A 25,967-nucleotide genomic window follows, 5' to 3' on the forward strand; every position below is an offset into this window, starting at 1 on the left:
TGACCCCAGCCGGCCACCACCCGAGGAGACCCATGTTCCTGACCTACCTCAGGCGCGAACTCACGAACCGCAAGAAGCAGACCGTCATCATCGCGATCGGCATGGCGCTGGCCATCGCCCTCGTCGTCATCGTGTCGTCGATCTCCGGCGGGGTGCAGGCTGCACAGAAGAGCGTCCTGCAGTCCGTGTACGGCGTCGGGACGGACATCACCGTGACCAAGACCGCGACGGCGTCCTCCGGCGGCGGACGACCGGCCTTCGACTTCGGCAGCCAGGGCGACAGCAGCGGGGACGACAGCGGCTCGACGGACCTGTCGCAGTCGCGGCTCGCGGTCGCGCGCGGCACGAGCACCCTCGACGCGTCGAACCTCTCGACGATCACCGGGACCGACGGGGTCGAGGCCGCGACGGGTGTGCTGACGCTCGAGAACAGCACGTTCTCCGGCCAGGTGCAGCAGCAGTCGACCGACGACAGCAGCACGGACAGCAGCAGCGACTCCAGCAGCGACAGCACGACTCAGCAGGGACCGCCGAGTGGGGACACCGGCGGCGGCTTCGGCGGTGGCTCGTTCAGCGTCGACTCGTTCACGGTCACCGGCATCCCGGTCTCCGGCGACACGGTCGGCCCGCTGACGAGCACCGAGCTCACGAAGGGGCGCACCTTCACCACGAAGGACGCCGGCAAGGACGTCGTCGTGCTCGACGCGTCGTACGCGAAGAGCGAGGACGAGGCGGTCGGCGACACGATCGACATCGGCGGCACCGACTTCACCGTCATCGGCATCGTCAGCTCCACCGGCTCGGCCTCGACCACGGGCTCGAACACCTACATCCCGCTCGACACCGCGCAGGCGCTGGCCGACCTCAACGGCAAGGTCACCTCGATCTCCGTCTCGGCCGGGTCGTCCTCCGACGTCAGCACCATCAAGGCCGCGCTGCAGGCGAAGCTGCCGAGCGCCACCGTCTCCACCGAGGCCGACCTGGCCTCGAGCGTCTCCGGGTCCCTCAGCACCGCGTCGAGCCTGGTCTCGAACCTCGGCAGGTGGCTGTCGATCGTCGTGCTCGCCGCGGCGTTCCTCATCGCGATCCTCTTCACGATCTCCGGCGTGACCCGCCGCACCCGCGAGTTCGGGACCCTCAAGGCGATCGGCTGGTCGAACGGCCGCATCACCCGGCAGGTTGCCGGTGAGTCCCTGGTGCAGGGCCTCATCGGTGGCGTGCTCGGCGCGGTGGCCGGACTCATCGGCATCCTCGTCGTCAACACCATCGCCCCGACCGTCTCGGCGAGCGCCTCGAGCACGACGGGCGGCGGCGCCGGCGGCGGTGGCGGTGGCGGTGGCGGGATGCCCGGCGGCGCGGCGACGGCAGCAGCGGGCAACGGCACGACGGGCGGCGCCCCGGCCGGCGGCTTCGGCGGCGGTGCGAGCACCGCGTCGACGACCGACGTGGTCCTGCATGCCCCGGTGACCGTCGAGATCATCCTGCTCGCGATCGGCCTCGCGATCCTCGGTGGCCTCATCGCCGGGGCGCTCGGCGGATGGCGTGCGAGCCGGCTCCGTCCGGCCGAGGCGCTCCGGAGCGTGGCCTGATGCCCGGCCCGTCCACCGGTGCGACACCGATCACCGGACCCGCACCGGCCCCGAGCACCCGACCAGGAGGACCCACCGTGACCACCACCGACACCGCGACCGGCGAGGCGGAGGCGACCCGTGCCTCCAGTCCGATGTACCGGCTGACGAACGTGAGCAAGACCTACCGGCAGAAGAACCGGACCGTCACCGCCCTGACGAACGTCGAACTGACGATCCCGCGGGGGCAGCTCGTGGCGATCCAGGGGCCGACCGGCGGCGGCAAGTCGACGCTGCTGCAGATGCTCGGCGCGCTGGACCGCCCGAGCGCCGGGTCCGTCCACCTCGGTGGGGACCGCGACGTGGCGGAGCTCGGCGACCGCGCGCTGACCGATCTGCGGGCGACCGAGATCGGCTTCGTGTTCCAGAGCTTCAACCTCATCCCGACCCTGACGGCGCTCGAGAACGTCGAGACGGCGTTCGCGGGGGCCCTGGCGGAGCGGTCGCGCGGTGCGGTCCGGCAGCGGGCGAAGGCGGCACTCGCCGAGGTCGGGCTGGCCGAGCGACTCGACCACCTGCCCGCGGAGCTCTCCGGTGGTCAGCAGCAGCGGGTGGCGATCGCCCGCGCGCTCGTGAAGGACCCGAGCGTGCTGCTCGCCGACGAACCGACCGGGGCACTCGACGAGGCGACGCGCGACGAGATCATGGGCCTCATCGAGAGGCAGTGGCGGGAGCGCGGGCTGACCGTCGTCATCGTCACGCACGACTCGTGGGTCGCGAAGCGTGCCGAGCGGCGCCTGCACATCGGGCAGGGGCGGGTCCGCGAGGCGTAGCCGGGCGGGCCGTCGACCCGCGTTCCGCGCCCAGCGACTGTCCACGCGTCCGGCGGCGCGTGGACTGTCGCTCAGCGCGTGAAGACGCCGCCGCTACCCCGCCACCGGGTAGTCGCAGTACGCGAACCACCGCGAGTCCGGCGACCACGGCGGCACGTTGACCGTCCCCTGCCCACCGTCGAGCGTCACGAGGGTCTCCGGCTGGACCGCGATCCGTGCGCCGCGGACGAGCGACCCCGGCAGCAGTCGGAGCTCCACGCGGTGGTCGGCGGGGTGGCCCTGCACACCGGGCTCGTACGACAGGTAGAGCAGGTGCGCACCGTCGGGCGAGACGTGCGGGAACCAGTTCACGCGGTCGTCGTTCGTGATCCGCACCGGGTCGGTCGCCCCCGGCCAGAGGGCGACGAGCTGCGCGGTGCCGGGGGTGAACCGCTCCGAGTTCCACACGAGCAGGTCGCCGGCGAACGAGACGCCGTCGTCCGGGTGCTCGTCGCGGGTCAGGAAGGTCGGGTCCCCGGTGGCGGGGTCGACGAGTGCGACGTCGGTGGTCCAGGTGCCGTCCTCGGCATGCTCCCCGACGATCGCCGCGAGGGTCTCGCCGTCGGGTGCGATGCCGTGCAGGTAGAACTTCCGGACGACCGGCAGCGCGGTGGTGACGTCGGTGAGCGTCGCCGCGGCTCCCCCGAGCGGCACCGGGACCCGGTACAGGTCGCCGTCCCGCCCGCTCACCACGACCGAGGTGCCCGAGGGGTCGAGCACGTGGTCGTTGTTGATCTCCGGCACGCCGGGCATCGGGACGGGCACCAACGCCGACTCGTCGACGGCCGTCCCGCCGTGCTCGAGCAGCCAGAGGTCACCACCGCCGTTCAGCAGGAGCCTGCCGTCGGGCAGCACGTTCGGCGCCTCGACGAGCAGCGTGCTCGACTCGAACACGAGCCGGCTCGTCCGGCGCTCGAGGTCGTACACGTGCACCCGGCTGGTCTGTCCCGGCAGCAGCTGCCGTCCGCGCGGTTCGTTCATGGGTCCCATCCTGTCGTGGTGTCGCTCACGTGCGCACCAGCGCACGCACGGACGGGAGGCGCGGTGCGGGTCCGACCCGCACCGCGCCTCCCGTCAGGGGGTCCGCCTACTTCACCGCGCCGGCGGTCAGGCCGGCCACGAACTGGCGCTGCACCACGAGGAACGCGGCCACGACCGGGATCGACACGACGAGCGACGCCGCCATGACCTGGTTCCAGTACACGTTCGTCTGCGTGGAGTACTGCTGCAGACCGACCGAGAGCGTCGAGCCGAGACCGTTCGTCATGACCGAGGCGAAGAGGACCTCGCCCCACGCCGTCATGAACGAGTAGATGCCGACCGCCACCAGACCCGGGCGGGCCGACGGCAGGATGACCCGGAACAGGGCACCCATCGGACCGGAACCGTCGACCATCGCGGCCTCGTCGAGCTCGCGCGGGATGGTCTCGAAGTAGCCCGCGAGCATCCAGATCGAGAACGGCAGCGTGAACGTGAGGTACGTGATGATCAGGCCGAGCCACGACCCGACGAGCTGGATGCCGAGGGTGTTCCCGAGGTTCGTGAAGATCAGGAACAGCGGGAGCAGGAACAGCACGCCGGGGAACATCTGGGTGGAGAGCACCGCGGTGGTGAAGGTGCTCTTGCCCTTGAAGTTCCAGCGCGAGACACCGTAGGCGGCGAACGTCGCGATGATGAGCGAGAAGACCGTCGCGACCGTGCACACGACCAGCGAGTTCACGAAGTACCGCGCGAGCGGCACCGTGGACCACATGTCGATGAACGGCTGGATCGTGACCGTCGACGGGATCCACGTGAAGTTGTCCTGCACGTCGCCGAGCGGCTTCATGGCCGTGGTGACCATGACGTAGAGGGGCACGATCGTGAACAGGGTCAGGACGACCAGGGTCACGATCTTGAAGGACTTGGCGCCAGCTGTCTCACGCACGGACGGACCTCCGGTTGGTCACGGCGAGGTAGATGCCGGTGACGACGAGCAGGAAGAGGAGGAGCAGGACGCTCATCGCGGCACCCGAACCGAAGTTCCAGGTGATGAACGACGCGTTGTAGATGTGGAAGCTCAACAGGTCGGCGGCCGGGGGCTGCGCGGTCGACCCGAACAGCACGAACGGCGTGTTGAAGTCGTTGAACGTCCACAGGAACATCACGAGCACGAGCGTCACGTTGACGGGGCGGACCATCGGCAGCGTGATGGAGCGCCACTGGCGGAACGGCTTGGCGCCGTCGACCGAGGCGGCCTCGTACACGTCGTTCGGCACGGACTGCAGTCCGGCCATGAGCATGAGGAAGGCGAAGGGCCAGGTCTTCCAGATGGCGACGACCACGACCGCGACGAAGGCGTTGTTGCCGATGAGCCAGAACGGGGCGTTCCCACCGAACAGCCCGAGCTGGTCGACCAGCAGGTGGTTGAGCGCACCGGTGTCGCGCTGGAACATGAACTTCCAGGTGATGACGCCGGCGTACATCGGCAGCGCGTACGGCACGAGGAACAGGGTGCGGAACAGCCCGCGGCCGGCGAACGGCTTCTGCAGGGCGACGGCCGCCGCCATGCCGAAGGTCCAGGACAGCCCGACCACCAGCACCGTGAAGGCGCAGGTGATGAGGAACGAGTTGAGGACCCCGCGGCCGATCGCCTGGTCGAAGTCGACGACGACGGCGTAGTTCCCGAACCCGGCGAACGGAGCGGCGCCCCAGTTGGCGATGAAGTACTTGGTGAGCTGGATGAACGAGATCCAGATGCCCACGAGCATCGGGACGATGTGGATGAGCAGCTCGAAGAGGATGGCCGGCGCGACGAGCGCGTACGGCAGCCAGTGGACCTTGCGCTTGCGACCCGGCGGACGGCCCGACATGGTCGGGGCCTTCGTGTGCGTCAGGTCGATGCGCTCCGAGTCGGGGAGGACCGAGGTGGACATGAACGGGGCCTTTCGGCAGGAGGGGCGTACGGGTGCGGTCCTCCGCGGCCGGGGCAGCGGCGGGGAGGCGCGGGGTGCGTGGGGCGGGAGCCTCACCGCCGACCCGTGGTCGGCTCTGGAGCGAGGGGCGGAGGCCCGGGCGCGTCCTGACGGACGCGACCCGGGCCTCCAGGCGGATCAACCGGCGGCCTGGGACACCTGGTCCTGGGCGGTCTGCAGAGCCGACTCGATGTCGGACTCGGAGACCGTGGAACCGGTCGCGATCTTGGCGAACATGTCGTTCATCGCCTTGCCGACCGTGGACTCGAACTGGTCCTCGGCGGGCACCAGCGGGAGCGGCTTCGCCTTGTTGTTGTAGATGTCGAGGAACGTCTTGGTCTGCTCGTCCTCGACGGATTCGGCAGCCTCGGCGAGCACCGGCAGGGCCGAGTACGGCTTGTCGAGCGTGGTCTGCGTGTCCATGCTCGTCATGTACTTGACGAACTCGAGCGCGCCGTCCTTGTTCTTCGTGTTCTTGAAGATCGACAGGTTGATGCCGGCCGGGAACGAGGCGATCTCCTCGCCGCCCTCGGGGGCGGGCAGGGCGACGACGCCGTACTCCGACGACTTCATGCCGAGCGACTCGATGGTCGCGTTCGCGTTGTTCTGGTTGAGGATGAACGCGGCCTTCTTCTTGGCGAAGTCCGTGGTGGACTGCGTCGCGTTGTCGTACTGCGCGTTCGACGGGTTCGCGACCTTCGCATCCTGCATGAGGTCGAGGTACCGCTTGATGCCGTCGACGTTCTCCTTCGACGTGAAGGTCGGCTTGCCGTCCTCGTCGAACCACTCGCCACCGTTCTGCGCCGAGTTGATGAACGCGAAGTGCGAGTTCTCGGTGTACGAACCGCCGGCCAGGCTGAAGCCGTACGTGTCGCCCTTGGTGAGCTTCTCGGCGGCGGAGACCATCTCCTCCCACGTGGTGGGCGGGGTGATGCCGGCGTCGGCGAGCATCTTCTTGTTGTAGTACAGGCCGTAGGCGAGACCGTAGAGCGGGACGCTGGTGACCGTCTTGTCCGGTGCACCACCGGTGGAGAGCGCGACCTTGCCGAACTTGTCCGCACCGCCGATCGCCTTCATCTCGGCGTCACCGAACTCCTGGAAGGCGCCGGTGGCCTGGAGCGAGGTCGCCCAGGTGTTGCCGATGTTGACGACGTCCGGGCCCTGGCCCGAGGTGACGGCGGTCTGGATCTTGTTCTGCAGGTCGTTCCAACCGATGACCTGGAGGTCGACCTTGATCCCGGTCTCCTTGGTGAACTTCTCGAGGACGGGGGTCAGCACCTCCTTGTCGTTCTCCAGGGACGTGCCCTGGTTCGACGCCCAGTAGGTGAGCGTCTTGGAGTCGCCGGCGTCGCCGGACGATCCGGAGGAGCAGGCTGCGAGGCCGGACACGGTGAGTGCGGCGGCCGCGGTGATGGCCAGTGCGCGGATGGCAGTGCGCATGACTCTCTACTTTCTCGTCGTTGAGGTGATGCAGGGATGGTGCTGGTCGGGTGCTGCTGTGGTGCGGAGCCGTCCGGGCCGTCAGGCCAGGGTGGACTCCGCGGGGTCCCAGCCCTCGGGGAGGGTCGGGGAGGGCGACACGGTGCTCTCGACGAGCACCGCCTCGCCACGTTCTGCGGACTCGGCGATGGAGACCATCACGTCGAGCACGTGGAAGGCGAGCGCACCGGGGACCCGGTTCTCGTCGCCGGCGCGGAGCGAGCGGGCCAGGTCGACCACGCCGGTGCCGCGCGAGTACGTGGAGCCGACCGCGGGGATCGTCTCGGGCTCCGTGGCGCCGAGCGTGTACAGCACGGTGTCGCCGTCGAACTCGTTCGGGTCGGGGAACACGACGGTGCCGGTCTCCCCCGCGATCTCGACGAAGCCGGTGCGCCCCCGGTCGGACTCGAACGAGAAGACGCTCTGCGCGCTCCCGCCGTTCTCGAACTCGATGAGCGCGGAGTGGTTCGTCGGCACCTCGACGGGGAACTCGGTGCCGGCCTTCGGACCGGAGCCGATGGTGCGCGTGGCGCGCGACCGCGACGCCGTCGCGGTGACCTTCTGCACCGGGCCGAACGCCTGCACCAGCGTGGTGATGTAGTACGGGCCGATGTCGAAGAGCGGGCCGGCGCCGTGCGCGAACAGGAACTCGGGGCTCGGGTGCCACGACTCGGGGCCGGGGCTCTGGAACAGCGTCAGGCCGTTGAGCGGCGTGCCGATGCGTCCCTCGCGGATGGTGCGCAGGGCGGTCTGCAGGCCGGCGCCGAGGAAGGTGTCCGGTGCCACGCTGACCGTCCTGCCCGCAGCGGCCGCGGCGTCACGCAGCTGCGCGGCACTCTCGCGGTCGAGCGCGTAGGGCTTCTCGCCCCAGACGTGCTTGCCGGCGGCCAGGGCCTGCACGGCGACCTCGACGTGGGCGGCCGGGATGGTCAGGTTGACGACGATCTCGACGTCGTCGGCGGCCAGGAGCTCCTCGACGGTGCCGGACCCGGGCACGCCCCACTTCTCGGCCTGCGACGCCGCGCGGGCCAGGTCGATGTCGGCGATGAAGCGGACCGAGACGTCGGGGAACACGGTGAGGTTCGACAGGTACTGGTCGGAGATGACCCCGGCGCCGATGACCCCGACGCCGACCGGGCCGGTGCGGGGGGCGCTGTCGGTCGCCGTCCCCGCGGCGGTGGTGGTGTCGGTCATGCGCGGACGCCCTGCAGGAACGTGTACGAGTCGGCGACGGCCTGGAACACGTCGCCCTCGTGGTCGTCGAGCTCGACGACGTGCTGGGCGTCGGGGGCCGCGGCGACGATGTCCCGGATCGGCATGATGCCGTTGCCGACGGCGACCTGCTGCTTGTCGTCGTGCGAGCCGTCGCCGTCCTTGACGTGCAGGAAGCGGACCTTGTCGCCGTACTTGCCGAGGATCGCGACCGGGTCGTCGCCGCCGACCGTCACCCAGTAGGTGTCGAGCTCGAGCACGACGTCGTCGGACAGGGCGTCGGCGAAGACCTCGTAGGCGCTGACGCCGTCGATGCGGTTCGAGAACTCGAACGCGTGGTTGTGGTAGCCGAGCACCAGGCCGTGGTCGGCGGCGCGGGGGGCGAGGGCGCTGAGTTCGCGGGCGATCGCCTCGACGTCCTCGCGGGTGGTCCAGCGGGCCTCGTCGATGTGCGGGTCGATGAGGGTGGTGAGGCCGACCGTGACGCTCGCGTGGAAGATGCGGTCGAGGTCCGGCGCTCCGGCGTCCAGCAGGCGCGCGTGGCCGCTCGGAGCGACGAGTCCGGCGCCGTCGAGCGCGTCGCGCAGGGCCTCGGGACCGTCGACGAAGCCGAAGGCCTCGACGTCCGTGTAGCCGATGTCCGCGATGCGGCGCAGCGTGCCGGGCAGGTCCGTCGCGAGCGCATCACGCACGGTGTAGAGCTGGACCGAGAGCGGTTGGGTCACCAGGGTTCTCCTCGTCGAGATGGTGCGGTCGTCACTGACCGAGCGTCACACTATGACCCCTTCTGTCGGCGGTCAAGCAGAAGTCCGAGGAATGTCGACGGACTTCGTTGCGTGCCGTGTTCGATGTGTGCTTCACTCCCCCCATGGTCGACTTGAACCGGACGGCAGCGTCGCCTCCGGTCGGGACGAGCGAGCTCTTCCAGATCCTCCGCGACGGCGTGCCGCGCACCAGGGCCGAGCTCGCCGCCCTGACGGGACTCGCACGCTCCACCATCGGCGTGCGCCTCGACTCCCTGATCGAGATCGGGCTCGTCGGCGCCGTCGACACCGCGGTCTCGACGGGTGGGCGTCCTCCCGCGCAGGTCGCACTGAAGCCGCGCTCCCGGCTCGTGGTCGCCGCCGACCTCGGTGCCTCGCACGGCCGCGTCGCCGTCACCGACCTCGTCGCCGCACCGCTCGCCACCCGCGAGGCCCGGATCGACATCGCCGCCGGACCGGTCCCGACGCTGACGTGGCTGGTCGAGACCGTCGACGAGCTGCTCGCCGAGGTCGGGCGCAGTCGGCAGGACGTCATCGCGATCGGCATCGGCGTCCCCGGGCCGGTCGAGTTCTCCACGGGCCGTCCCGCCAACCCGCCGATCATGCCCGGGTGGGACGGCTTCGACGTGCCCACCTGGCTCCGTCAGCACATCCCCGCCCACGTCCTGCTCGACAACGACGTGAACATCGCGGCCCTCGGCGAACGGGAGCACGGCTGGCCGGCCGTCGACCACCTGCTGTTCGTCAAGGTGGCCACCGGCATCGGGTCGGGCATCGTGTCCGAGGGTCGACTGCAGCGCGGCGCCCAGGGCACGGCGGGCGACATCGGTCACGTCCGGGTCGCGCGCGCCGGGGACGTGCCGTGCCCGTGCGGCAACACCGGCTGCCTCGAGGCCGTGGCCTCCGGTCCCGCCATCGCCCGCACGCTGCGTGCCAAGGGCCACGACGTGCACACCAGCGCCGAGGTCATCGACCTGGTGGACCGGTCCGACCTCGACGCCATCTACGCGGTGCGCCAGGCGGGCCGGGACATCGGCGAGGTCCTGGCCACCTGCATCTCGCTCATCAACCCGTCCGTGATCGCCCTCGGTGGATCGATCACGCAGGCCGGCGAACACCTGCTCGCCGGCGTCCGCGAGGTCGTCTACTCCCGCTCGATGCCCCTGGCCAGCGAGCACCTCGTCATCGTGCAGTCCCGCGCGGGATCGCTCGCGGCACTGCAGGGCGCCGCCGCCCTCGCGATCGGCTACGCGCTGTCCCCCGTCGGCGTCGACGAACTCGTCGCCTACGCCGAGGGGCGGCAGCTGGTCTCCTGACCGACGCCGCGCATCGGTGAGCGCGTCGGTTTCGGTTGTGCCGGTGGTCGGGGGGAGAATCGTCGGGTGACGATCGTGCAGCCCACCCTGTGGGGCGACCTGGACCCCGGCCTGGAGGCAGCGCCTGCCTCCGCCACGCCGGCTGCGGTCCCCGGTCGCGACGCGTTCACCGCCCTGCGCGGCCACACCGAGCGCATCGTCGCGCACTCCTCGGACCGCGTCGCGTGGCTCCGCGCTCGCGCCATGGGCATCACCGCCACCGACGTCGCCCGGCTGGCCTCGCTCCACGCGGTCGAGGCGGTCGTCGCCGACAAGCGCTACGGCTCCCGGTTCTCCGGCAACGCGTTCACCGAGCACGGCAAGGACCGCGAGCCGCACATCGCCGCGTGGGTGGCCGCGACCCACGGCATCCAGCCCTCGGCGCACCTGTTCCACGCCGCGTCGAACCGGGCGCACCTGGCCACCCCGGACGGCGTCGGCGTCGATGCGTCCTCCCGCGTCGTCCTCGCCGAGATCAAGACCACCGGCAAGGGGTGGCGGAGCATCCCCCGGCACTACCTGCGCCAGGTGTGGTGGCAGCAGTACGTGCTCGGGGCCGACCGCACCCTGTTCGTGTGGGAACGGCACGACGGGTTCGTGCCGGTCGCCGACGAGCCCGAGTGCCGGTGGGTCGACCGCGACGACGACCAGATCCGCGGGCTCGTGCAGCTCGCCGACCTCGTGCTCGACAAGCTGCGCGGCTTCCGCTCCTAGCCGTCGACCAGCGCTAGACCCGCACCAGACGCAGGCGGCTCATCGCGACGACGAGCACGCCGAGCAGGGCGATCGACACGGCGATGCCGACGACGTAGATCGCCACGACGCCGGAGCCCTGCGCCGGGTCGAGGAACGGGTAGGGCACCCACCCGTCGGTCGCACCCCGGATGAGCACGACGGTGGTCCACACCGCCGGGTACAGCAGGAACCACCACACGTGCCGGAACAGCAGCCGTGCGCGGTCGGAGAACAGCAGCCAGTCGAGCACGACGTACGCCGGGACGACCTTGTGCACGATGTCGTTCGACCACGGCACCGAGGCCGAGACGTTCGCGCCGGTGAGCAGGGTGTTGTAGACGATGCCGGTCGTGGCGATGTACACCGTCGCAGCACCGCGGAGCAGGCTCACCCGCAGGTCCGACCGCTTCCGGTTCGCCGCCGCGACGAGCGTCACCGCGAGGGCCACGGCGACGATCAGGTTCGACTGGATCGTGAAGTAGCCGAAGAAGTCCCAGGGCGAGTACGTCGGTGACCGAGCGCTCTCGAGCCACTGCGCGACGACCGCCACGACGACGGCGACGACGGCGATCAGTCGGAGCGAGTTCACGAGGGTGCGCACGGCCACAACGCTAGCTGCACCCTGGCCGGAGGTGCACGAAGGGCCCGTGCCGTTGCCGGCGCGGGCCCTTCGGTGAGTCCGGGGACTCGTGAGTCAGCGGACTCAGATGCTGTTGACGTCCAGCGGGATGCCGGGACCGAAGGTCGTCGAGACGGCGCCCTTCATGACGTACCGGCCCTTCGAGGACGACGGCTTGAGGCGGTTGATCTCCTCGAGCGCGGTCGAGATGTTCTCGTCGAGCTGCTCCGGCGTGAACGAGGCCTTGCCGACGACGAAGTGCACGTTGGCGTGCTTGTCGACGCGGAACTCGATCTTGCCGCCCTTGATGTCGTTGACGGCCTGCGCCACGTTCGGGGTCACGGTGCCGGTCTTCGGGTTGGGCATGAGGCCACGCGGGCCGAGCACCTTGCCGAGACGACCGACCTTGCCCATGAGCTCCGGGGTCGAGACGGCGGAGTCGAAGGCGGTGTAGCCCTCGGCGACCTTCGCGATGAGCTCGTCGCCACCGACCTCGTCGGCACCGGCGGCGATGGCGGCCTCAGCAGCCGCACCCGTCGCGAACACGATGACACGGGCGGTCTTGCCCGTGCCGTGCGGCAGGATGACCGTGCCGCGGACCATCTGGTCGGCCTTGCGGGGGTCGACGCCGAGCTTCAGCGCGACCTCGACCGTGGAGTCGGTCTTCGAGGAACCGGTCTCCTTGGCCAGGGCGACGGCCTCGGTCGGGGTGTAGAACTTGTCGGCCTCGATCTTCGCGGCCGCGGCCTGGTAGGCCTTGGACTTCTTCGCCATGGTGGTCTCCTTGCGAGATACGTGGTTGGCGAGCCGGCGAGGCTCTCCCACGGAAAGGTGTCTGGTGGTGGGCCGGAGCCCGATCGGTGCTTAGGCCTCGACCGTGATGCCCATCGAGCGTGCGGTGCCGGCGATGATCTTCGCGGCCTGCTCGATGTCGTTGGCGTTGAGGTCGGCCTGCTTGGTCTCGGCGATCTGACGGACCTGGTCCATCGAGATCTTCGCGACCTTGACCGTGTGCGGGGTCGAGGACCCCTTCTGCACACCAGCAGCCTTCTTGATGAGCTCGGCGGCCGGCGGGGTCTTCAGGACGAACGTGAACGAACGGTCCTCGTAGACGGTGATCTCGACCGGCACGACGTTGCCACGCTGCGACTCGGTCGCCGCGTTGTACGCCTTGCAGAACTCCATGATGTTGACGCCGTGCTGACCGAGCGCCGGACCGATCGGGGGGGCCGGGTTGGCGGCTCCCGCGTTGATCTGCAGCTTGATCAGGCCCGTGACCTTCTTCTTCGGTGCCATGACTTGTCTTCCTCCTGGAATCGAACGCACGGGGACCCGTGCACTCTCCCGCTGGCCCGGCGGTTCCGGACAGCGGTGAAGGCCCGCTCGCACGAGGCGCGCGGGCCCAAACCCGTTCAGTGTAGTCGATCTCGGTGATCGCTACAGGATCGTGGTCGCTAGAGCTTGGTGACCTGGTCGAAGCTGAGCTCGACCGGGGTCTCCCGCTCGAACAGCGAGACGAGCACGGTGAGCTTGCCGCTCTCCGGCTTGATCTCGGAGATCGAACCCGGCAGGCCCGCGAACGAGCCTTCCTTGATGGTGATCGTCTCGCCGATCTCGAAGTCGACCTCGGCCGCGGGCTGCGCCTGCAGCGAGCCGCCGGACTTCGCGCCACCCTTGGTCGGGGCGGCCTCGGCGACCTGCACGAGGGACTTGAGCATGCCGAACGCCTCGTCGAACCGGAGCGGCGTCGGGTTGTGGGCGTTGCCGACGAAGCCGGTCACACCCGGGGTGTGGCGGACGACCGACCACGAGTCCTCGTTGAGGTCCATGCGGACGAGCACGTACGAAGGGATCCGGACGCGCGTGACGAGCTTGCGCTGACCGTTCTTGATCTCGACGACGTCCTCCATCGGGACCTCGACCTGGTAGATGTAGTCCTCCATCGACATCGAGACCATGCGGTTCTCGATGTTCGACTTCACGCGGCGCTCGAAGCCCGCGTAGGAGTGGATGACGTACCACTTGCCCGGCTTCATCCGCAGCTCGGCCTTGAACGCCTCGTACGGGTCGACCTCGGCCGGCTCGTCGTCCTCGAGCGCCTCGTCGGCGGCGAGCGTCTCGTTCGCCTCGGCAGCGGTCTCCGCCTCGAGCTCGACTTCTTCCTCGTCCTCGACGGCCTCGACGGCGGCCTCGGCCTCGTCGGCGGAGTCGATCTCGAGCGCGTCGTCGACCACGGCGTCGGCCTCGGGGTCGCGGGCCTCCTGCAGCGCGGTCAGGGCCTCGTCGAGACCGACGTCGACGGTGCCGTCGTCGGGCTCGGAGCTGAGGCCGAGCGACTCGTCGTCCTCGCCCTCGATCGAGACGGCGCGCTCTTCAGCGGACTCGACGGAGCGTCCCTCGCCGGTCTCGACGTCGCCTTCCTGGTTCTCCTCGACCTCCGAGGACTGCTCGGCAGCCGTCGCGAGGTCGATGTCGTCGCGGGAGTTGTCAGACACAGTCGGTTCTTTCCGTTCGGTGGTGCTGGTCGGGGTGGCGTGCGGTCGTGGTCGTGATCGACGCCGTCACGATCGATGCCGTCTCGGGCGACCGTACTCCTCGGGCCGGCCACGAACGGCAGCCGACACCCGGGTCAGGCTGTGGGCGTGGGCCCGTTGCCGAAGACGTACCCGACGCCGAGACCGAACACGAAGTCGAGGATCGACACCAGGATCATCATCACGACGACGAACACGAGCACGACGCCCGTGTAGCTGAAGAGCTCCTTGCGGGTCGGCGTGACGACCTTGCGCAGTTCGCCGAGGACCTGGCGGATGAAGAGCACGATGGCGGCGATGGGACCGCGGCGCTCGGCCCGGTCCTGCTTCGCCTTGGCGACGACGTCGTCCGCCGTCGTCTCCATGTCTTTGCTCGCCAACTTCTACCCTTCCAGATGTGCAGGGCGGACAGGACTCGAACCTGCAACCTGCGGTTTTGGAGACCGCTGCTCTACCAATTGAGCCACCGCCCTTCGGGACACGGTTCGTCGCCGTCCCGTGTTCCGGTGGTCGAGTCTACGGGAGTCCGTCACACGGTGTCCACTTGACCGGCTCCCCGGCGTGCCGCGCCGGTAGGCTGGCCCCCGTGAGCACCGCAGCGCCCGGCCCCGAGTCCCCCGCCCACGAGTCCGTCGACGCCCTCGCCGACGCACCGACCGACCGTCCGCGCATCGCGTCCCGCATCGCCGCGATCGCCGAGTCCGCCACGCTCAAGGTCGATGCCAAGGCGAAGGCACTCAAGGCCGCCGGCCGCCCGGTCATCTCGTTCGCCGCCGGCGAGCCCGACTTCGCGACGCCGCAGCACGTCGTCGACGCCGCCGTCGCCGCGGCGCAGGACCCGAAGAACCACCGCTACACGCCCGCGACCGGGCTCCCCGAGCTGAAGCAGGCCATCGCCGACAAGACGGCGCGCGCGTCCGGCGTCACCGTCGACCCCTCGCAGGTCATCGTGACGAACGGCGGCAAGCAGGCGGTCTACCAGGCGTTCCAGACCGTCGTCGACGCCGGCGACGAGGTCCTGCTCCCCGCCCCGTACTGGACCACCTACCCCGAGGCCATCCGCCTGCCCGGTGGCGAGCCCGTCGAGGTCTTCGCCGGCAGCGACCAGGACTACCTGGTGACCGTCGAGCAGCTCGAGGCCGCACGCACGCCCAGGACGAAGGCGCTGCTGTTCTGCTCGCCCTCGAACCCGACGGGCGCCGTGTACTCCGCCGAGCAGACCCGGGCCATCGGCGAGTGGGCGCTCGAACACGGCATCTGGGTGATCAGCGACGAGATCTACCAGGACCTGGTCTACGACGGCATCGCCTTCACCGGGATCCTGCAGGCGGTCCCCGCCCTCGCCGACACCACGATCCTGGTGAACGGCGTCGCGAAGACCTACGCCATGACCGGCTGGCGCGTCGGGTGGTCCATCGGCCCGGTCGACGCCGTGAAGGCCGCGTCGAACCTGCAGTCGCACCTGTCGTCGAACGTCTCGAACGTCTCGCAGCGCGCCGCGATCGCCGCCCTGACCGGTCCGCAGGAGCCCGTCGCCGCGATGCGCGAGGCCTTCGACCGTCGCCGCCGGGCCATCGTGGACGGCCTCAACGCGATCCCGGGCTTCCGCACGCCCACGCCGCAGGGCGCCTTCTACGTGTACCCGGACGTCACCGCACTGCTCGGACGCGAGTGGGCGGGCTCGACCCCGACCACGACGCTCGAGCTCGCCGACCTGATCCTCGAACAGACCGAGGTCGCGGTCGTGCCCGGTGAGGCCTTCGGCCCGTCGGGCTACCTGCGCCTGTCGTACGCACTGGGTGACGACGACATCGCCGAGGGCGTCGCACGCCTGGCGGCGTTCTTCGCGTAGTCCTCGCGGATGCACGGAACGGGCCACCTCGTCGAGGTGGCCCGTTCGCTTGTCCTGGAGGCCCGTGGTGCGTCGTGCTCGTCCGTCCCGTCACGCGGACGATCAGCCGAGCAGGTCCCCCACCACGACGGGCTCCGGCACGAGTGAGACACCGAACCGGTTCAGCACGGTCACCTGCACGAACCGTGCGAGCTCGGCCACCTGCGCCGCCGTCGCGCCGCCCCGGTTCGTGAGCGCGAGGGTGTGCTTCGACGAGATCGCCGCGAGCGATCCCGGCACCCGGTACCCGCGGTGGACACCGGCGTGCTCGATGAGCCAGGCGGCACTGAGCTTGACGTCGTCGCCCGCAGGCCACCGGGGCGCGTCGGCGGGGAGCGTCTCGGCGAAGGCCGGCGACACGATCGGGTTGGTGAAGAACGAGCCGGCGCTCCAGGTGTCGGGGTCCTCGGCGTCGAGCACCATGCCCTTCGACCCGCGCAGCCGCAGGACCTCGGCACGGACGGTCGCCGGCGGCACGAGTGCGCCGAGCTCGACCCCGAGCGAACCGGCGAGCTGCGCGTACCGCACGGGCACGCCCTGCTCGCCCGCCAGGCCGAAGCGGAACTCGACCGTCAGCACGACCCCCCGCCGACCGTGCTTCAGCGTCGACGTGCGGTAGCCGAGCGCCAGCTCGGCCGCCGGGACCCACGCGCGCTCCCCCGTGGCGGCGTCGAGGAACTCGACCCGGGTGAGCACGTCGGCGAGTTCGACCCCGTAGGCGCCGATGTTCTGCACGGGGGACGCACCGACGGTGCCCGGGATGCCACTGAGGGCCTCCAGGCCGGTCCAGCCGTTCGCGACGGTGGTGGCGACGAACGCGTCCCAGGGTTCACCGGCCGCGACGCGGACGGTGACGCCGTCGGCGTCCTGGTCGGCGTCGACGCCGGTGGTGCGGACGAGCACGACGGCGCCGTCGAAGCCGCCGTCGGCGACCAGCAGGTTGCTGCCGCCGCCGAGGACGAGCCACTCGTCGTCGGCGAAGGCGTCGAGCGCGCGCGCCACGAGTTCGTCGGTGGTCGTGGCCGTGAGCAGCCGGGCGACGGGACCGCCGACGCGGAGCGTCGTGAGGTCGGCGAGCACCGGCTCGGACACGGTCAGCGGAACACCACCGTGACCTGCGCCTTGCCGAGCACGGTCTGCCCGGCGGCGGTCACGGTGAGGTCGATGCGCTTCGGCCGGCCGTCGTCGTCGACGGTGCCGACCTTCGCGACGATGCCGATGGTCGCGCCCTGCTCCGGGTCGACGACGACGGGGCGCGTGAAGCGGACGCCGTAGCCGGCGACCCAGCCGCTGTCGCCGAGCCACTCGGCGACCGGCTGCACCGCGATGCCCATCGTGAGCATGCCATGGGCGAGCACGCCCGGCAGGCCGACCGAGGCGGCGACGTCGTCGCGGTAGTGGATCGGGTTGAAGTCACCCGAGGCGCCGGCGTAGCGGACGAGCGAGTCACGGGTGACGTGCACCTCACGCTCGGCGACGACGGTACCGACCTCGAGCGCGGTGGCGGGTGCGGCGGTCATGCGTCGTCTCCTCGGACCACGAGGGTGGAGGTCGCCGTGACGACGTGCTCCCCCGTGGCGTCGTCCATCGTGCTCTGGGCGGTGACCATGGCGTTGCCGCCGAGGGTCTTCACGCTGGTGACCGTCAGGGTCGCGGTGAGCTCGTCACCGGCGACGATCGGCCGGTCGTAGGTGAAGGCCTGCTCGCCGTGGACGACGCGGGAGAAGTCGATCCCGGCGTCGGGCTCGTCCAGCAGCTGCGCGAGCGTGGCCTCCTGCACGACGACGGCGAAGGTCGGCGGGGCGACCACGTCGGCGTACCCGGCGGCGCGCGCGGCCTCGGGGTCGTGGTGGACCGGGTTGGTCGCGAACACCGCGCGCGAGAACTCACGCACCTTCTCACGACCGACCAGGTAGGGCTGGGCCGGCGGGAACGTCCTGCCGACGAGCTCGGGGTTCACTGACACCACGGCAGTCTACCGACGCCGGTCCGGGGTCTGTCGTCCTCGAGCACGCATCGGTTATGCTGCCGAGGACCGGTTCGGGGGAACCGGCGCGTGTTCCGACACGCGGTTCCGGGAGGGGAGGACCGATGCACACCACGACCGAGTTCGCCGTGCACACAGGAGACCGGTGCACGGCCATGGAGGTCGCGGGAGCGGCACTGCGGCGGAGCGGCCACCACGTCGAGTCGACCGGCGGAACGCTCACCGCGACGACCGGCAACCGGCTGCTGACCATCCTGCTCGGGGCGCTCGTGCACCCGTCGCGGGAGTTCCGCCGGTACGAGCTGTCGTCCATCGTCAGTGGCGCCTCGACGACCATCATGCTGCGGCACGCCGGGCACCCGACCGCCGTGTCCGGCGGCAGCATCGGAGCGAGCCGACGGCGGACCGCGTGGCGGGAGGTCACGGCCGGGCTCGAGCACGCGCTGCAGGCGGCCGGGGTGCTGCAGGCGCGGACGGACACGGGGCCGCTCCGCACGCATTGAGCGGCGGCTTGATCGTCGGCTTCGTCGGCCCCGTCGGCCCCGTCGGCCCCGTCGGCTTCGTCGGCCCCGTCGGCTTCGAGTGAGCAGAACACGTCGCCTTCGCGGAAGCGACCCGGCGTCTTCTGCTCACTCGAGCGCTCGGCGGCCGGAGGTCGGGCGTCCGGCGCTCGGTCGCCCGGTACTCGTGCGCCCCGGGAACGACGAAAGCCCGGCGATCAGATCGCCGGGCTCGTGGTAGCGAGGGCGGGACTTGAACCCGCGACCCCACGATTATGAGTCGTGTGCTCTAACCAACTGAGCTACCCCGCCAGAGATCCGGAGCGACACGCGCGCCGGGTCGGAGCCCCGAGTCAGGATTGAACTGACGACCCCTTCCTTACCATGGAAGTGCTCTACCACTGAGCTATCGGGGCGATGTGCCGCGAACGGCACCACACGAGGATAGCAGACCTCCGACGCTGCTCCGGAACCGGACGAGACGCCCGGGCGTGCCGCGCCGTCGACCGCTAGTTCGCGTTGGTCTCGAGCCAGGTCTGCGGGTCCACCGGGACCCCGTCGACGTGCACCTCGAGGTGCAGGTGCGGGCCGGTGGAGTTCCCCGTGCTGCCGACCAGACCGAGCTCGTCGCCGACCTCGACCTGCTGGCCGGTGACGACCTTGAAGGAGTTGTCCTCCATGTGGCCGTACACGCTGACGATGTCCTTGCCGTCGATCTCGTGCTGCACCCAGACGTCGTTGCCGAAGCCGCCGTCGCCCGCCTGCACCTTGATGACGGTGCCCGAGGCGATCACACGGATCGGGGTGCCCTCACCCGGGGCGAAGTCGACGCCCATGTGGTTCGTGGAGCAGAACGAGCACCCGGCGACCTGGCGCCCGCCGAAGCCCGAGGTGATGGGGACACCGGTCAGGAACGGCCACTGGATGGTGCCCGTCGGGTCGTTCGTGAAGCTCGAGGCGTCGACGTGGGCGTACTGGGTGGCGTCCGACACCGTGTACTGGTCGCGCGGGTCGGTCCCGTCGACCCCGGCGCCGACGCTCATCGACTGGGTCGCACCGCCCGCCGCCGTGGCACGTGCCGCGGTCGAGCCGGACTCCGGGACCCACAGGGCCTGTGCGGGGAGCGAGGTGGAGACGACCAGCCCGGCGGCGAACAGCAGCGCGCCGACGGCCGTGACGCGCGAGGCCGCGCGTCCGAACGACGTGCCCTGCTTCGGCGTCGCGGGGGTCCGGACGGTGCTCGCCGGGATGTGCCGGGTCGCGCGGTCGACGTGCAGGCTCGGAGCGGTCCGTGCGGGACCACCGGCACGGCGACGCGACGCGTGTGCCTGCGCTGCGACACGGGGCGAGCGGGCACTGCTGCCTGCGCCGGGCGCCACCTGGACGTCGGGCGACGTGGGGGCCGGCGGGGTCACGATCCGTTCCGCGGGCCGCACGGGCGAGGCCGGCGCGGCGTCGACGGGCGAGACGGGCGTCCCGGCTCCGACGACCTCGTCGAACGACGGGCGAGCCGCTCGTTCCGTCTGGACGGCGCCCTTCGCCGCTGCACGCTCCGCCTCGATCCGCGCTCGTCGGGTCAGGTGGACGGCCGGGGTGGCGGCGTCGACGGAACCGTCGGTGGGAGCGGACGACAGAAGGGGCTGCTGCATGCGTTCGGTGGCGATCCTGATCGAGGCGGGGCGCGCTCGTTGGTAACGAGCAGATAACGGGACCTGAGCACGCTAGCAAAGGTCGCCGTGGGTCGCCAGTCGTGCACGGCCGCACGGGGTGCCCCCAGACCGAGGGGACGCGTGCTGCGTCAGTCGCGCCGCGCGCCGAGCACCTCGGCCTCGAGCCGGCGCACCAGTGCCTCGAGCTCGTCGGCGACGGCGGGACTCGCGAACAGGAAGGACCGCGTCCCCCCGGCCTCCCAGATCCGGATCGTCGCGCCGGCCTCCTGCGCGACGAGGGCGCCACCCGCCATGTCCCACGGGTTGATGCCGCGCTCGTAGTAGGCGTCGACCACGCCGGCTCCGACCGCGCAGCAGTCGAGCGATGCCGCTCCCCCGCGTCGGATGTCCCGCACCTCGCCGATGAGCCCGGCCAGCACCGCGACCTGGTCACGGCGGCGGTCGGCCGTGTACCCGAACCCCGTGGCCACGAGCGTCTCGGCGAGCGAGGCCGGCGAGCCGACCGTCAACGGGACCCCGTCGCGGGTCGCACCCTGGCCGACGGCAGCGCGGAAGACCGTGCCGGTCGCGGGGGCGACGACGACGCCGGCGACGGGCTCCCACGTCATCGGGTCCGGGTCGCCACGGACGACACCGATGCTCACGCCGTAGTCGCTGCTGCCGTACAGGTAGTTGACCGTGCCGTCGATGGGGTCGACCACCCACGTGAAGCCCGAGGCACCACGGGCGGACCCGGACTCCTCGCCGTGGAAGGCGTCGTCGGGGCGGGTCTCGGCGATGCGGGCACGGATGAGCGCCTCGACCTCGCGGTCGGCGGCGGTGACCACGTCGACGATGCTCGACTTCCGGTCCGCGACCTCGACCCCCTCGGCCCGTCGCCGTGCGGCGAGGGCGGCGGCTTCGAGCGCGATCGACTCGGCGAGGTCGGCGAACTGTACGGGCGTGGGTTCGGTGGGCATGTGCCCATCCTCGCGGAAACGCGACGGCCCCGTCCCTGCGGAAACACGACGGCCCCGTCCCTGCGGAAACACGACGGCCCCGTCCGTGTGGACGGGGCCGTTCGATGTGGTGGCAAGTGAGGGATTCGAACCCCCGAAGGCTACGCCGGCTGATTTACAGTCAGATCCCTTTGGCCGCTTGGGTAACTTGCCATGCGCACCCAGCCGGTGTGATCACCAACCGAAGGCGCGCATGAAAGCATAGCGGATCGCAGACGATGGTCGTGACCACCGTGTGCCTGTCCACAGGACCGGAACCGGCCCTCCTGTCCGCCGTTAGGCTGTCCTGCATGGCAGACAGTTCCTTCGACGTGGTCAGCAAGGTCGACAAGATGGAGGCGGAGAACGCCCTCAACCAGGCCGCCAAGGAGATCGAGCAGCGGTACGACTTCAAGGGCGCGGGCGCCTCGGTGGCGTTCAGCGGCGAGGACGTCCTCATCAAGGCGAACTCCGAGGAGCGCGCGAAGGCCGTGCTCGACGTGCTGCAGAGCAAGGTCATCAAGCGGAACATCAGCCTGAAGAGCCTCGACGCCGGCGATCCCTACCCCTCGGGCAAGGAGTACCGCATCGAGGTCAAGTTCAAGAACGGCATCGAGCAGGACGTCGCGAAGAAGATCGGCGCGTTCCTCCGGGCGAACGCACCGAAGAGCGTGAAGAGCCAGATCCAGGGCGACGAGCTCCGTGTCTCGTCGAAGAGCCGGGACGATCTGCAGAACACGATCCAGCTCCTCAAGGGTGAAGAGTTCGACGTCCCGTTGCAGTTCATCAACTTCCGCTGACGCGCGGCCCACCCGACGTCCCCCGAACCCGACACCGGCACCCCGTGGAGCACTGGCTCAGCGTCGCGATCACCGTCCTGCTCGTCCTGCTGGACCTGGCGATCCGCGTCTTCTCGATCATCTACGTCCCGATCAACCGGAAGCCGCAGACCGCGACGGCCTGGCTGCTCGCGATCTTCCTCATCCCCTACATCGGCTTCATCGTCTTCCTGGTCATCGGGTCGACGAAGCTCCCCCGAGCCCGGCGTGAGAAGCAGACCGAGATCAACGCGTACATCCTCGAGCAGACCGAGGGCATCGAGCGGGTCCGCCGCGACCACCCCTGGCCGCTCTGGCTCGAGAGCATCACGAAGCTGAACCGTGAACTCGGCGCGATGCCCCTGGTCGGTGGGAACTCGGCCGAGCTCTACCCGGACACCGAGGAGTCCATCGCCGAGATGACCCGCGCGATCGACCAGTCGCGCCGGTTCGTGCACGTCGAGTTCTACATCGCGACGCTCGACGACACCACGCGGCCCTTCTTCGACGCCCTGGCCCGGGCGCAGGCACGGGGCGTCACGGTGCGGTTCCTGCTCGACCACTGGGCGAGCCGCGGCTACCCCGGGTACCAGGACACGCTGGCGTTCATGGACCAGGCGGGCATCGCGTGGCACCTCATGCTGCCGCTGCAGCCGCTGCAGGGGAAGTTCCAGCGCCCCGACCTGCGCAACCATCGCAAGATCATGGTCATCGACGGATCGGTGGCCTTCACCGGCTCGCAGAACCTGATCGACGCGTCGTACGACCTCAAGGCGCACGTCGAGAAGGGCATGGTCTACAAGGACCTGTTCGCCCGGTTCGAGGGTCCTGTCGTCGCCGGGCTCAACGCACTGTTCGTCACCGACTGGTACAGCGAGACCGACGAGCTGCTGCTGCGCGAGAGCGACCCGGTGCAGCGCGCCGACCGTGGTGACGCGCTCGACTGCCAGGTCGTGCCGTCCGGCCCCGGGTTCGACGGTGAGAACAACCTGCGCTTGTTCAACGCGCTGCTCTACTCGGCGCAGCAGAAGGTGTCGATCACCTCGCCGTACTTCGTGCCGGACGACTCCATGCTCTACGCCATCACCACGACGGCCCAGCGCGGCGTCGAGGTCGAGCTGTTCGTGGGCGAGATGGGCGACCACGCGATGACGTGGCACGCCCAGCGCTCGTACTACGAGGGACTCCTGCGCGCCGGCGTCAAGATCTGGCTGTACCGGGCGCCGACGATCCTGCACGCCAAGCACTTCACGATCGACGACGAGGTGTCGGTCATCGGGTCGAGCAACATGGACATGCGCTCGTTCAGCCTGAACCTCGAGGTGTCCGTCATGGTGCGTGGGCACCGCTTCGTCGACGCCCTGCGCGAGGTGCAGGACGCCTACAAGCAGCACAGCTTCGAGCTGACGCTCGACGCGTGGCTCGACCGACCGCGGCGGTCGCAGGTGCTCGACAACGTCGCGCGGCTCACGGCGGCGCTGCAGTAGCGGTCTGGAGGCGCGGCGCAGGCCCGCCAGGTGCGCTCAGCGCACCGGGACGAGCGACGCCAGGGCGCCGACCACCCGCTCGAGCGGGCCGCGGCCCAGGAACCGCCGCCACAGCATCGCGAAGACCACCGAGCCGAGGGCGAACCAGCCCCAGGCCTCCGCCGACTCGGGGTAGCCGGGCAGCAGCGCGATCACCACGAGGTGACCCGAGTAGATCGTCAACGGCATCGACCCGACCGCCGCGAGCGGGTACGCGACGCGTTCGGCGGTCCGACCGCGACCGTCGAACACGAGCGTGCAGAGGGCGATGACGGCGACGGCCACCCCCGCGGTGCCCGCGACGTCGACGACCGACGACGAGTGGTCCCGCGGGGACAGGAACAGCTGCGCGAGGGCCTGGCCGGGGGTCGAGGCCTCGCCCGCGTACGGGACCCCGGGGAACGCCAGGGCCGCGTCGTCGGGAAGCGGGGCGAGGACGGACCCGACGACGTACGCGGTGGCGGCGACCAGCGCGCCGGACGCGAGCAGCACGACCTGCCGGCTCCGTGCCTCCAGGCCGGCCCGGGCGACCGCGAGCCCGACCAGGACGTACGCCAGGAAGGTGACCACGGGGTAGACCAGGCCGAGCTGGACGCCCACCATGCCGGCGCCGGCGTAGGCCGGCGCGACGAACAGCGCGGCGACCGGTGACAGGACGGCGCACACGGCGGCGATCACGAGCAGGGGCACCGGGCGGAGCCGGAGCACCGGCACCACGAGCAGGAACAGCGCGCCGTAGGTCGGCAGGATCACGTACACGGGCGTGTCGAGGGCGATGAGGCCGAAGCCGATCACGACGACGACCACGGCGCGGATCGCCAGTCGCGCCCGGATGCGTCCGATCAGGGGTGGGCCGGGCGGGTCCGTGCGTCCGCTCGTCAGCCCGATGGACACCCCGGCGAGCACCGCGAACAGGGTCGACGGGCGTCCGTGGGCCACTGCGGACCAGCTGGTCGGGTCAGCCCAGTCGAGCTGCTCCGCGATGCCGCCGATGTGGGCGGCCATCATGCCGAGCAGGGCGAGCGCGCGGGCGACGTCGACGCCCTGCAACCGGACGCCGGACGCGGGCACGCCCCGCACCGCGGTCGGCGGGACGGGGCGCGTGCCGGTCATCGGTCGGTCAGTTCGACGGTGTGTCGACGCGGCCGAGCGACACGTCGATCATCTCGTCGCGCGGGACGACCTTGATGCGCTCGCGCCCGTCCGCCGCACCGAGCGCCTGCTCGTGGGTGTCGAGGGCGTGCCAGCCGTCGAGGTCCGTGTAGGCGACGCCACGTTCGCGGAGCAGGGCCGGGATCGCCTCGGCGGAGGGGTCCTCCGGGGTCCACCAGTTCGCCTGGTCGTTGACGATGTGCTGCACCGTCTCCATCGCGTCGGACTTGGTGTGCCCGATCAGGCCGACCGGACCGCGCTTGATCCACCCGGTGGCGTACACGCCGGGGACCTGCTGGTTGTCGTCGTCGAGCACCTGGCCCTCGTGGTTCGGGATGACGCCCCGGCGCTCGTCGAAGGGGACGCCGGGCAGCGGGGACCCGAAGTACCCGACCGCGCGGTAGGCGGCCTGGACCGGGATCTCGCGGATCTCGCCGGTGCCCTCGACGCCGCCCTCGCCGTTCGGGCGGGTGCGCTCGTAGCGGATGGCCGTGAGCTTGCCCTGCTCGTCACCGACGAACTCGACGGGCTTCGCGTAGAAGTGCAGGTGCAGGCGACGGCTCGCCTGTCCGACCTCGCGCGTGCGCCACTGCTCGAGCACGCGGTTGATGACCATGACCTGCTTGTTCGTCGCGATCGCGGTCTTCGACGCCTCGTCGTGGTCGAAGTCCTCGTCGTACACGACCATGTCGACGTCGCGCACCTCACCGAGCTCGCGGAGCTCGAGCGGCGTGAACTTGACCTGTGCCGGGCCGCGGCGGCCGAACACGTGCACGTCGGTGACGGGCGACGCCTTGAGGCCCTCGTACACGTTCGCCGGGATCTCGGTGGGCAGCAGGTCGTCGGCGTGCTTCGCCAGGATGCGCGACACGTCGAGTGCGACGTTGCCGACGCCGATCACCGCGACGCTCTCGGCGTCCAGCGGCCAGGTGCGCGGCACGTCGGGGTGGCCGTCGAACCAGCTCACGAAGTCGGCGGCGCCGTACGAGCCCTCGAGCTCGACGCCCGGGATGTCGAGGTCGGCGTCCTTGATGGCACCCGTCGAGAAGACGACGGCGTTGTAGTGCTTCTTGAGGTCCTCGAGGGTGATGTCCTCGCCGAAGCGCACGTTGCCGAACAGGCGCACCACGCCGCGGTCGAGGACGTCACGCAGCGCGTTGACGATCCCCTTGATGCGCGGGTGGTCGGGGGCGACGCCGTACCGGACCAGGCCGTACGGGGCGGGGAGCTGCTCGAACAGGTCGATCGCCACGTCGTGCCCGTGGGCCTCGCGCAGCAGGATGTCCGCGGCGTAGATGCCGGCGGGGCCGGCGCCGACGATGGCGAGTCGGAGGGTGGGCACTGATCGTCTCCA

The 25,967-nt window shown here is 70.4% G+C and carries 26 protein-coding genes and 4 tRNA genes; 8 read left to right on the forward strand and 22 right to left on the reverse strand.

The window, feature by feature from the left end:
• Window positions 1-32: 32 nt before the first annotated feature.
• Entirely contained in the window at window positions 33-1,589 is a 1,557-nt protein-coding gene (locus tag I8920_RS10855) for an ABC transporter permease (protein WP_198656363.1), read from the forward strand.
• Between the two features lie 134 nt (window positions 1,590-1,723).
• Complete coding sequence (locus I8920_RS10860; protein WP_198658724.1) at window positions 1,724-2,401, forward strand: ABC transporter ATP-binding protein; 678 nt, start codon at window positions 1,724-1,726, stop codon at window positions 2,399-2,401.
• Window positions 2,402-2,494: 93 nt separating this feature from the next.
• On the opposite strand, the gene I8920_RS10865 is transcribed toward I8920_RS10860, so the two are convergent.
• From I8920_RS10865 to I8920_RS10890, 6 genes are all read right to left on the reverse strand, one after another.
• Complete coding sequence (locus I8920_RS10865) at window positions 2,495-3,421, reverse strand: biopolymer transporter Tol (protein WP_198656364.1); 927 nt, start codon at window positions 3,419-3,421, stop codon at window positions 2,495-2,497.
• A 106-nt stretch (window positions 3,422-3,527) separates the two neighbouring features.
• Window positions 3,528-4,367, reverse strand: a complete 840-nt coding sequence (locus tag I8920_RS10870; protein ID WP_198656365.1) for a carbohydrate ABC transporter permease — start codon at window positions 4,365-4,367, stop codon at window positions 3,528-3,530.
• A complete protein-coding gene (locus I8920_RS10875; RefSeq protein ID WP_198656366.1) occupies window positions 4,360-5,355 on the reverse strand; it encodes a carbohydrate ABC transporter permease in 996 nt (331 codons plus the stop codon). Before I8920_RS10875 ends, I8920_RS10870 begins: the two co-directional genes overlap by 8 nt.
• A gap of 177 nt (window positions 5,356-5,532) precedes the next feature.
• A complete protein-coding gene (locus I8920_RS10880) occupies window positions 5,533-6,834 on the reverse strand; it encodes an ABC transporter substrate-binding protein (protein WP_198656367.1) in 1,302 nt (433 codons plus the stop codon).
• Between the two features lie 81 nt (window positions 6,835-6,915).
• Window positions 6,916-8,067, reverse strand: coding sequence for a Gfo/Idh/MocA family protein (locus I8920_RS10885; protein ID WP_198656368.1), 1,152 nt, complete (start codon window positions 8,065-8,067; stop codon window positions 6,916-6,918).
• Complete coding sequence (locus I8920_RS10890) at window positions 8,064-8,810, reverse strand: sugar phosphate isomerase/epimerase family protein (protein WP_198656369.1); 747 nt, start codon at window positions 8,808-8,810, stop codon at window positions 8,064-8,066. Before I8920_RS10890 ends, I8920_RS10885 begins: the two co-directional genes overlap by 4 nt.
• Window positions 8,811-8,953: 143 nt before the next feature.
• Here I8920_RS10890 and I8920_RS10895 point away from each other — a divergent pair, with 143 nt between their 5' ends.
• Together I8920_RS10895 and I8920_RS10900 are read left to right on the forward strand one after the other, a co-directional pair.
• The gene (locus I8920_RS10895; protein WP_198656370.1) at window positions 8,954-10,165 is read left to right on the forward strand and encodes an ROK family transcriptional regulator; all 1,212 of its coding nucleotides are present in this window, start codon (window positions 8,954-8,956) and stop codon (window positions 10,163-10,165) included.
• A gap of 66 nt (window positions 10,166-10,231) precedes the next feature.
• Entirely contained in the window at window positions 10,232-10,918 is a 687-nt protein-coding gene (locus I8920_RS10900; RefSeq protein WP_198656371.1) for a YqaJ viral recombinase family protein, read from the forward strand.
• 13 nt (window positions 10,919-10,931) lie between these two features.
• Here the strand turns inward: I8920_RS10900 and I8920_RS10905 are convergent, their stop codons facing one another.
• The 6 genes from I8920_RS10905 to I8920_RS10930 form a co-directional block, all read right to left on the reverse strand.
• A complete protein-coding gene (locus I8920_RS10905; RefSeq protein ID WP_198656372.1) occupies window positions 10,932-11,540 on the reverse strand; it encodes a Pr6Pr family membrane protein in 609 nt (202 codons plus the stop codon).
• 102 nt (window positions 11,541-11,642) lie between these two features.
• Complete coding sequence (gene rplA, locus I8920_RS10910; RefSeq protein ID WP_071261187.1) at window positions 11,643-12,332, reverse strand: 50S ribosomal protein L1; 690 nt, start codon at window positions 12,330-12,332, stop codon at window positions 11,643-11,645.
• Between the two features lie 90 nt (window positions 12,333-12,422).
• Window positions 12,423-12,854 carry a 50S ribosomal protein L11 gene (rplK, locus tag I8920_RS10915; protein WP_017888638.1) on the reverse strand — a complete coding sequence of 144 codons (432 nt, stop codon included), beginning with the start codon at window positions 12,852-12,854 and terminating at the stop codon, window positions 12,423-12,425.
• 158 nt (window positions 12,855-13,012) lie between these two features.
• On the reverse strand, window positions 13,013-14,053 hold the full coding sequence (gene nusG / locus I8920_RS10920) for a transcription termination/antitermination protein NusG (protein WP_198656373.1): 1,041 nt from the start codon (window positions 14,051-14,053) through the stop codon (window positions 13,013-13,015).
• Window positions 14,054-14,187: 134 nt separating this feature from the next.
• Window positions 14,188-14,457, reverse strand: a complete 270-nt coding sequence (gene secE / locus I8920_RS10925) for a preprotein translocase subunit SecE (RefSeq protein ID WP_372454465.1) — start codon at window positions 14,455-14,457, stop codon at window positions 14,188-14,190.
• Window positions 14,458-14,492: 35 nt separating this feature from the next.
• Window positions 14,493-14,565, reverse strand: a tRNA-Trp gene (locus tag I8920_RS10930).
• A 197-nt stretch (window positions 14,566-14,762) separates the two neighbouring features.
• Here I8920_RS10930 and I8920_RS10935 point away from each other — a divergent pair.
• On the forward strand, window positions 14,763-15,944 hold the full coding sequence (locus I8920_RS10935) for a pyridoxal phosphate-dependent aminotransferase (RefSeq protein WP_198658725.1): 1,182 nt from the start codon (window positions 14,763-14,765) through the stop codon (window positions 15,942-15,944).
• A 102-nt stretch (window positions 15,945-16,046) separates the two neighbouring features.
• Here the strand turns inward: I8920_RS10935 and I8920_RS10940 are convergent, their stop codons facing one another.
• Genes I8920_RS10940 through I8920_RS10950 form a run of 3 tightly spaced genes read right to left on the reverse strand, consistent with a single transcriptional unit; the run spans window position 16,047 to window position 17,949 of the window.
• Window positions 16,047-17,063, reverse strand: coding sequence for a UDP-N-acetylmuramate dehydrogenase (locus tag I8920_RS10940; RefSeq protein ID WP_232832722.1), 1,017 nt, complete (start codon window positions 17,061-17,063; stop codon window positions 16,047-16,049).
• Between the two features lie 14 nt (window positions 17,064-17,077).
• Window positions 17,078-17,503, reverse strand: a complete 426-nt coding sequence (locus I8920_RS10945; RefSeq protein WP_198656376.1) for a MaoC/PaaZ C-terminal domain-containing protein — start codon at window positions 17,501-17,503, stop codon at window positions 17,078-17,080.
• Window positions 17,500-17,949 (reverse strand): FAS1-like dehydratase domain-containing protein, encoded by a 450-nt coding sequence (locus tag I8920_RS10950; RefSeq protein WP_198656377.1) that lies wholly within the window; start codon window positions 17,947-17,949, stop codon window positions 17,500-17,502. Before I8920_RS10950 ends, I8920_RS10945 begins: the two co-directional genes overlap by 4 nt.
• A 125-nt stretch (window positions 17,950-18,074) precedes the next feature.
• On the opposite strand from I8920_RS10950, the gene I8920_RS10955 reads away from it, so the two are divergent.
• Window positions 18,075-18,473: a hypothetical protein gene (locus I8920_RS10955; RefSeq protein WP_198656378.1), complete on the forward strand. Its 399-nt coding sequence runs from the start codon at window positions 18,075-18,077 to the stop codon at window positions 18,471-18,473.
• A gap of 232 nt (window positions 18,474-18,705) precedes the next feature.
• Here I8920_RS10955 and I8920_RS10960 read toward each other — a convergent pair.
• The 5 genes from I8920_RS10960 to I8920_RS10980 all read right to left on the reverse strand — a co-directional run bounded on the left by I8920_RS10960 (window position 18,706) and on the right by I8920_RS10980 (window position 21,291).
• Window positions 18,706-18,782 (reverse strand) — tRNA-Met (locus tag I8920_RS10960).
• A 32-nt stretch (window positions 18,783-18,814) separates the two neighbouring features.
• Window positions 18,815-18,886: transfer RNA gene (locus I8920_RS10965), tRNA-Thr, on the reverse strand.
• Window positions 18,887-18,979: 93 nt separating this feature from the next.
• Complete coding sequence (locus I8920_RS10970; RefSeq protein ID WP_198656379.1) at window positions 18,980-20,119, reverse strand: M23 family metallopeptidase; 1,140 nt, start codon at window positions 20,117-20,119, stop codon at window positions 18,980-18,982.
• 149 nt (window positions 20,120-20,268) lie between these two features.
• Window positions 20,269-21,099 carry an inositol monophosphatase family protein gene (locus I8920_RS10975; protein ID WP_198656380.1) on the reverse strand — a complete coding sequence of 277 codons (831 nt, stop codon included), beginning with the start codon at window positions 21,097-21,099 and terminating at the stop codon, window positions 20,269-20,271.
• A gap of 107 nt (window positions 21,100-21,206) precedes the next feature.
• A tRNA-Tyr gene (locus I8920_RS10980) sits at window positions 21,207-21,291 on the reverse strand.
• A gap of 137 nt (window positions 21,292-21,428) precedes the next feature.
• On the opposite strand from I8920_RS10980, the gene I8920_RS10985 reads away from it, so the two are divergent.
• Together I8920_RS10985 and cls are read left to right on the forward strand one after the other, a co-directional pair.
• A complete protein-coding gene (locus tag I8920_RS10985; protein WP_198656381.1) occupies window positions 21,429-21,917 on the forward strand; it encodes a YajQ family cyclic di-GMP-binding protein in 489 nt (162 codons plus the stop codon).
• A 44-nt stretch (window positions 21,918-21,961) separates the two neighbouring features.
• Window positions 21,962-23,422 carry a cardiolipin synthase gene (gene cls / locus I8920_RS10990; protein WP_198656382.1) on the forward strand — a complete coding sequence of 487 codons (1,461 nt, stop codon included), beginning with the start codon at window positions 21,962-21,964 and terminating at the stop codon, window positions 23,420-23,422.
• 36 nt (window positions 23,423-23,458) lie between these two features.
• Here cls and I8920_RS10995 read toward each other — a convergent pair whose 3' ends face one another.
• A complete protein-coding gene (locus I8920_RS10995) occupies window positions 23,459-24,574 on the reverse strand; it encodes a heparan-alpha-glucosaminide N-acetyltransferase domain-containing protein (protein ID WP_198656383.1) in 1,116 nt (371 codons plus the stop codon).
• A gap of 7 nt (window positions 24,575-24,581) precedes the next feature.
• The gene (locus I8920_RS11000) at window positions 24,582-25,955 is read right to left on the reverse strand and encodes an FAD-dependent oxidoreductase (protein WP_198656384.1); all 1,374 of its coding nucleotides are present in this window, start codon (window positions 25,953-25,955) and stop codon (window positions 24,582-24,584) included.
• Window positions 25,956-25,967: the final 12 nt, after the last annotated feature.

Source organism: Curtobacterium sp. YC1 (genome assembly GCF_016267665.1).
In the GTDB taxonomy this organism is placed as follows: Bacteria; Actinomycetota; Actinomycetes; order Actinomycetales; family Microbacteriaceae; genus Curtobacterium.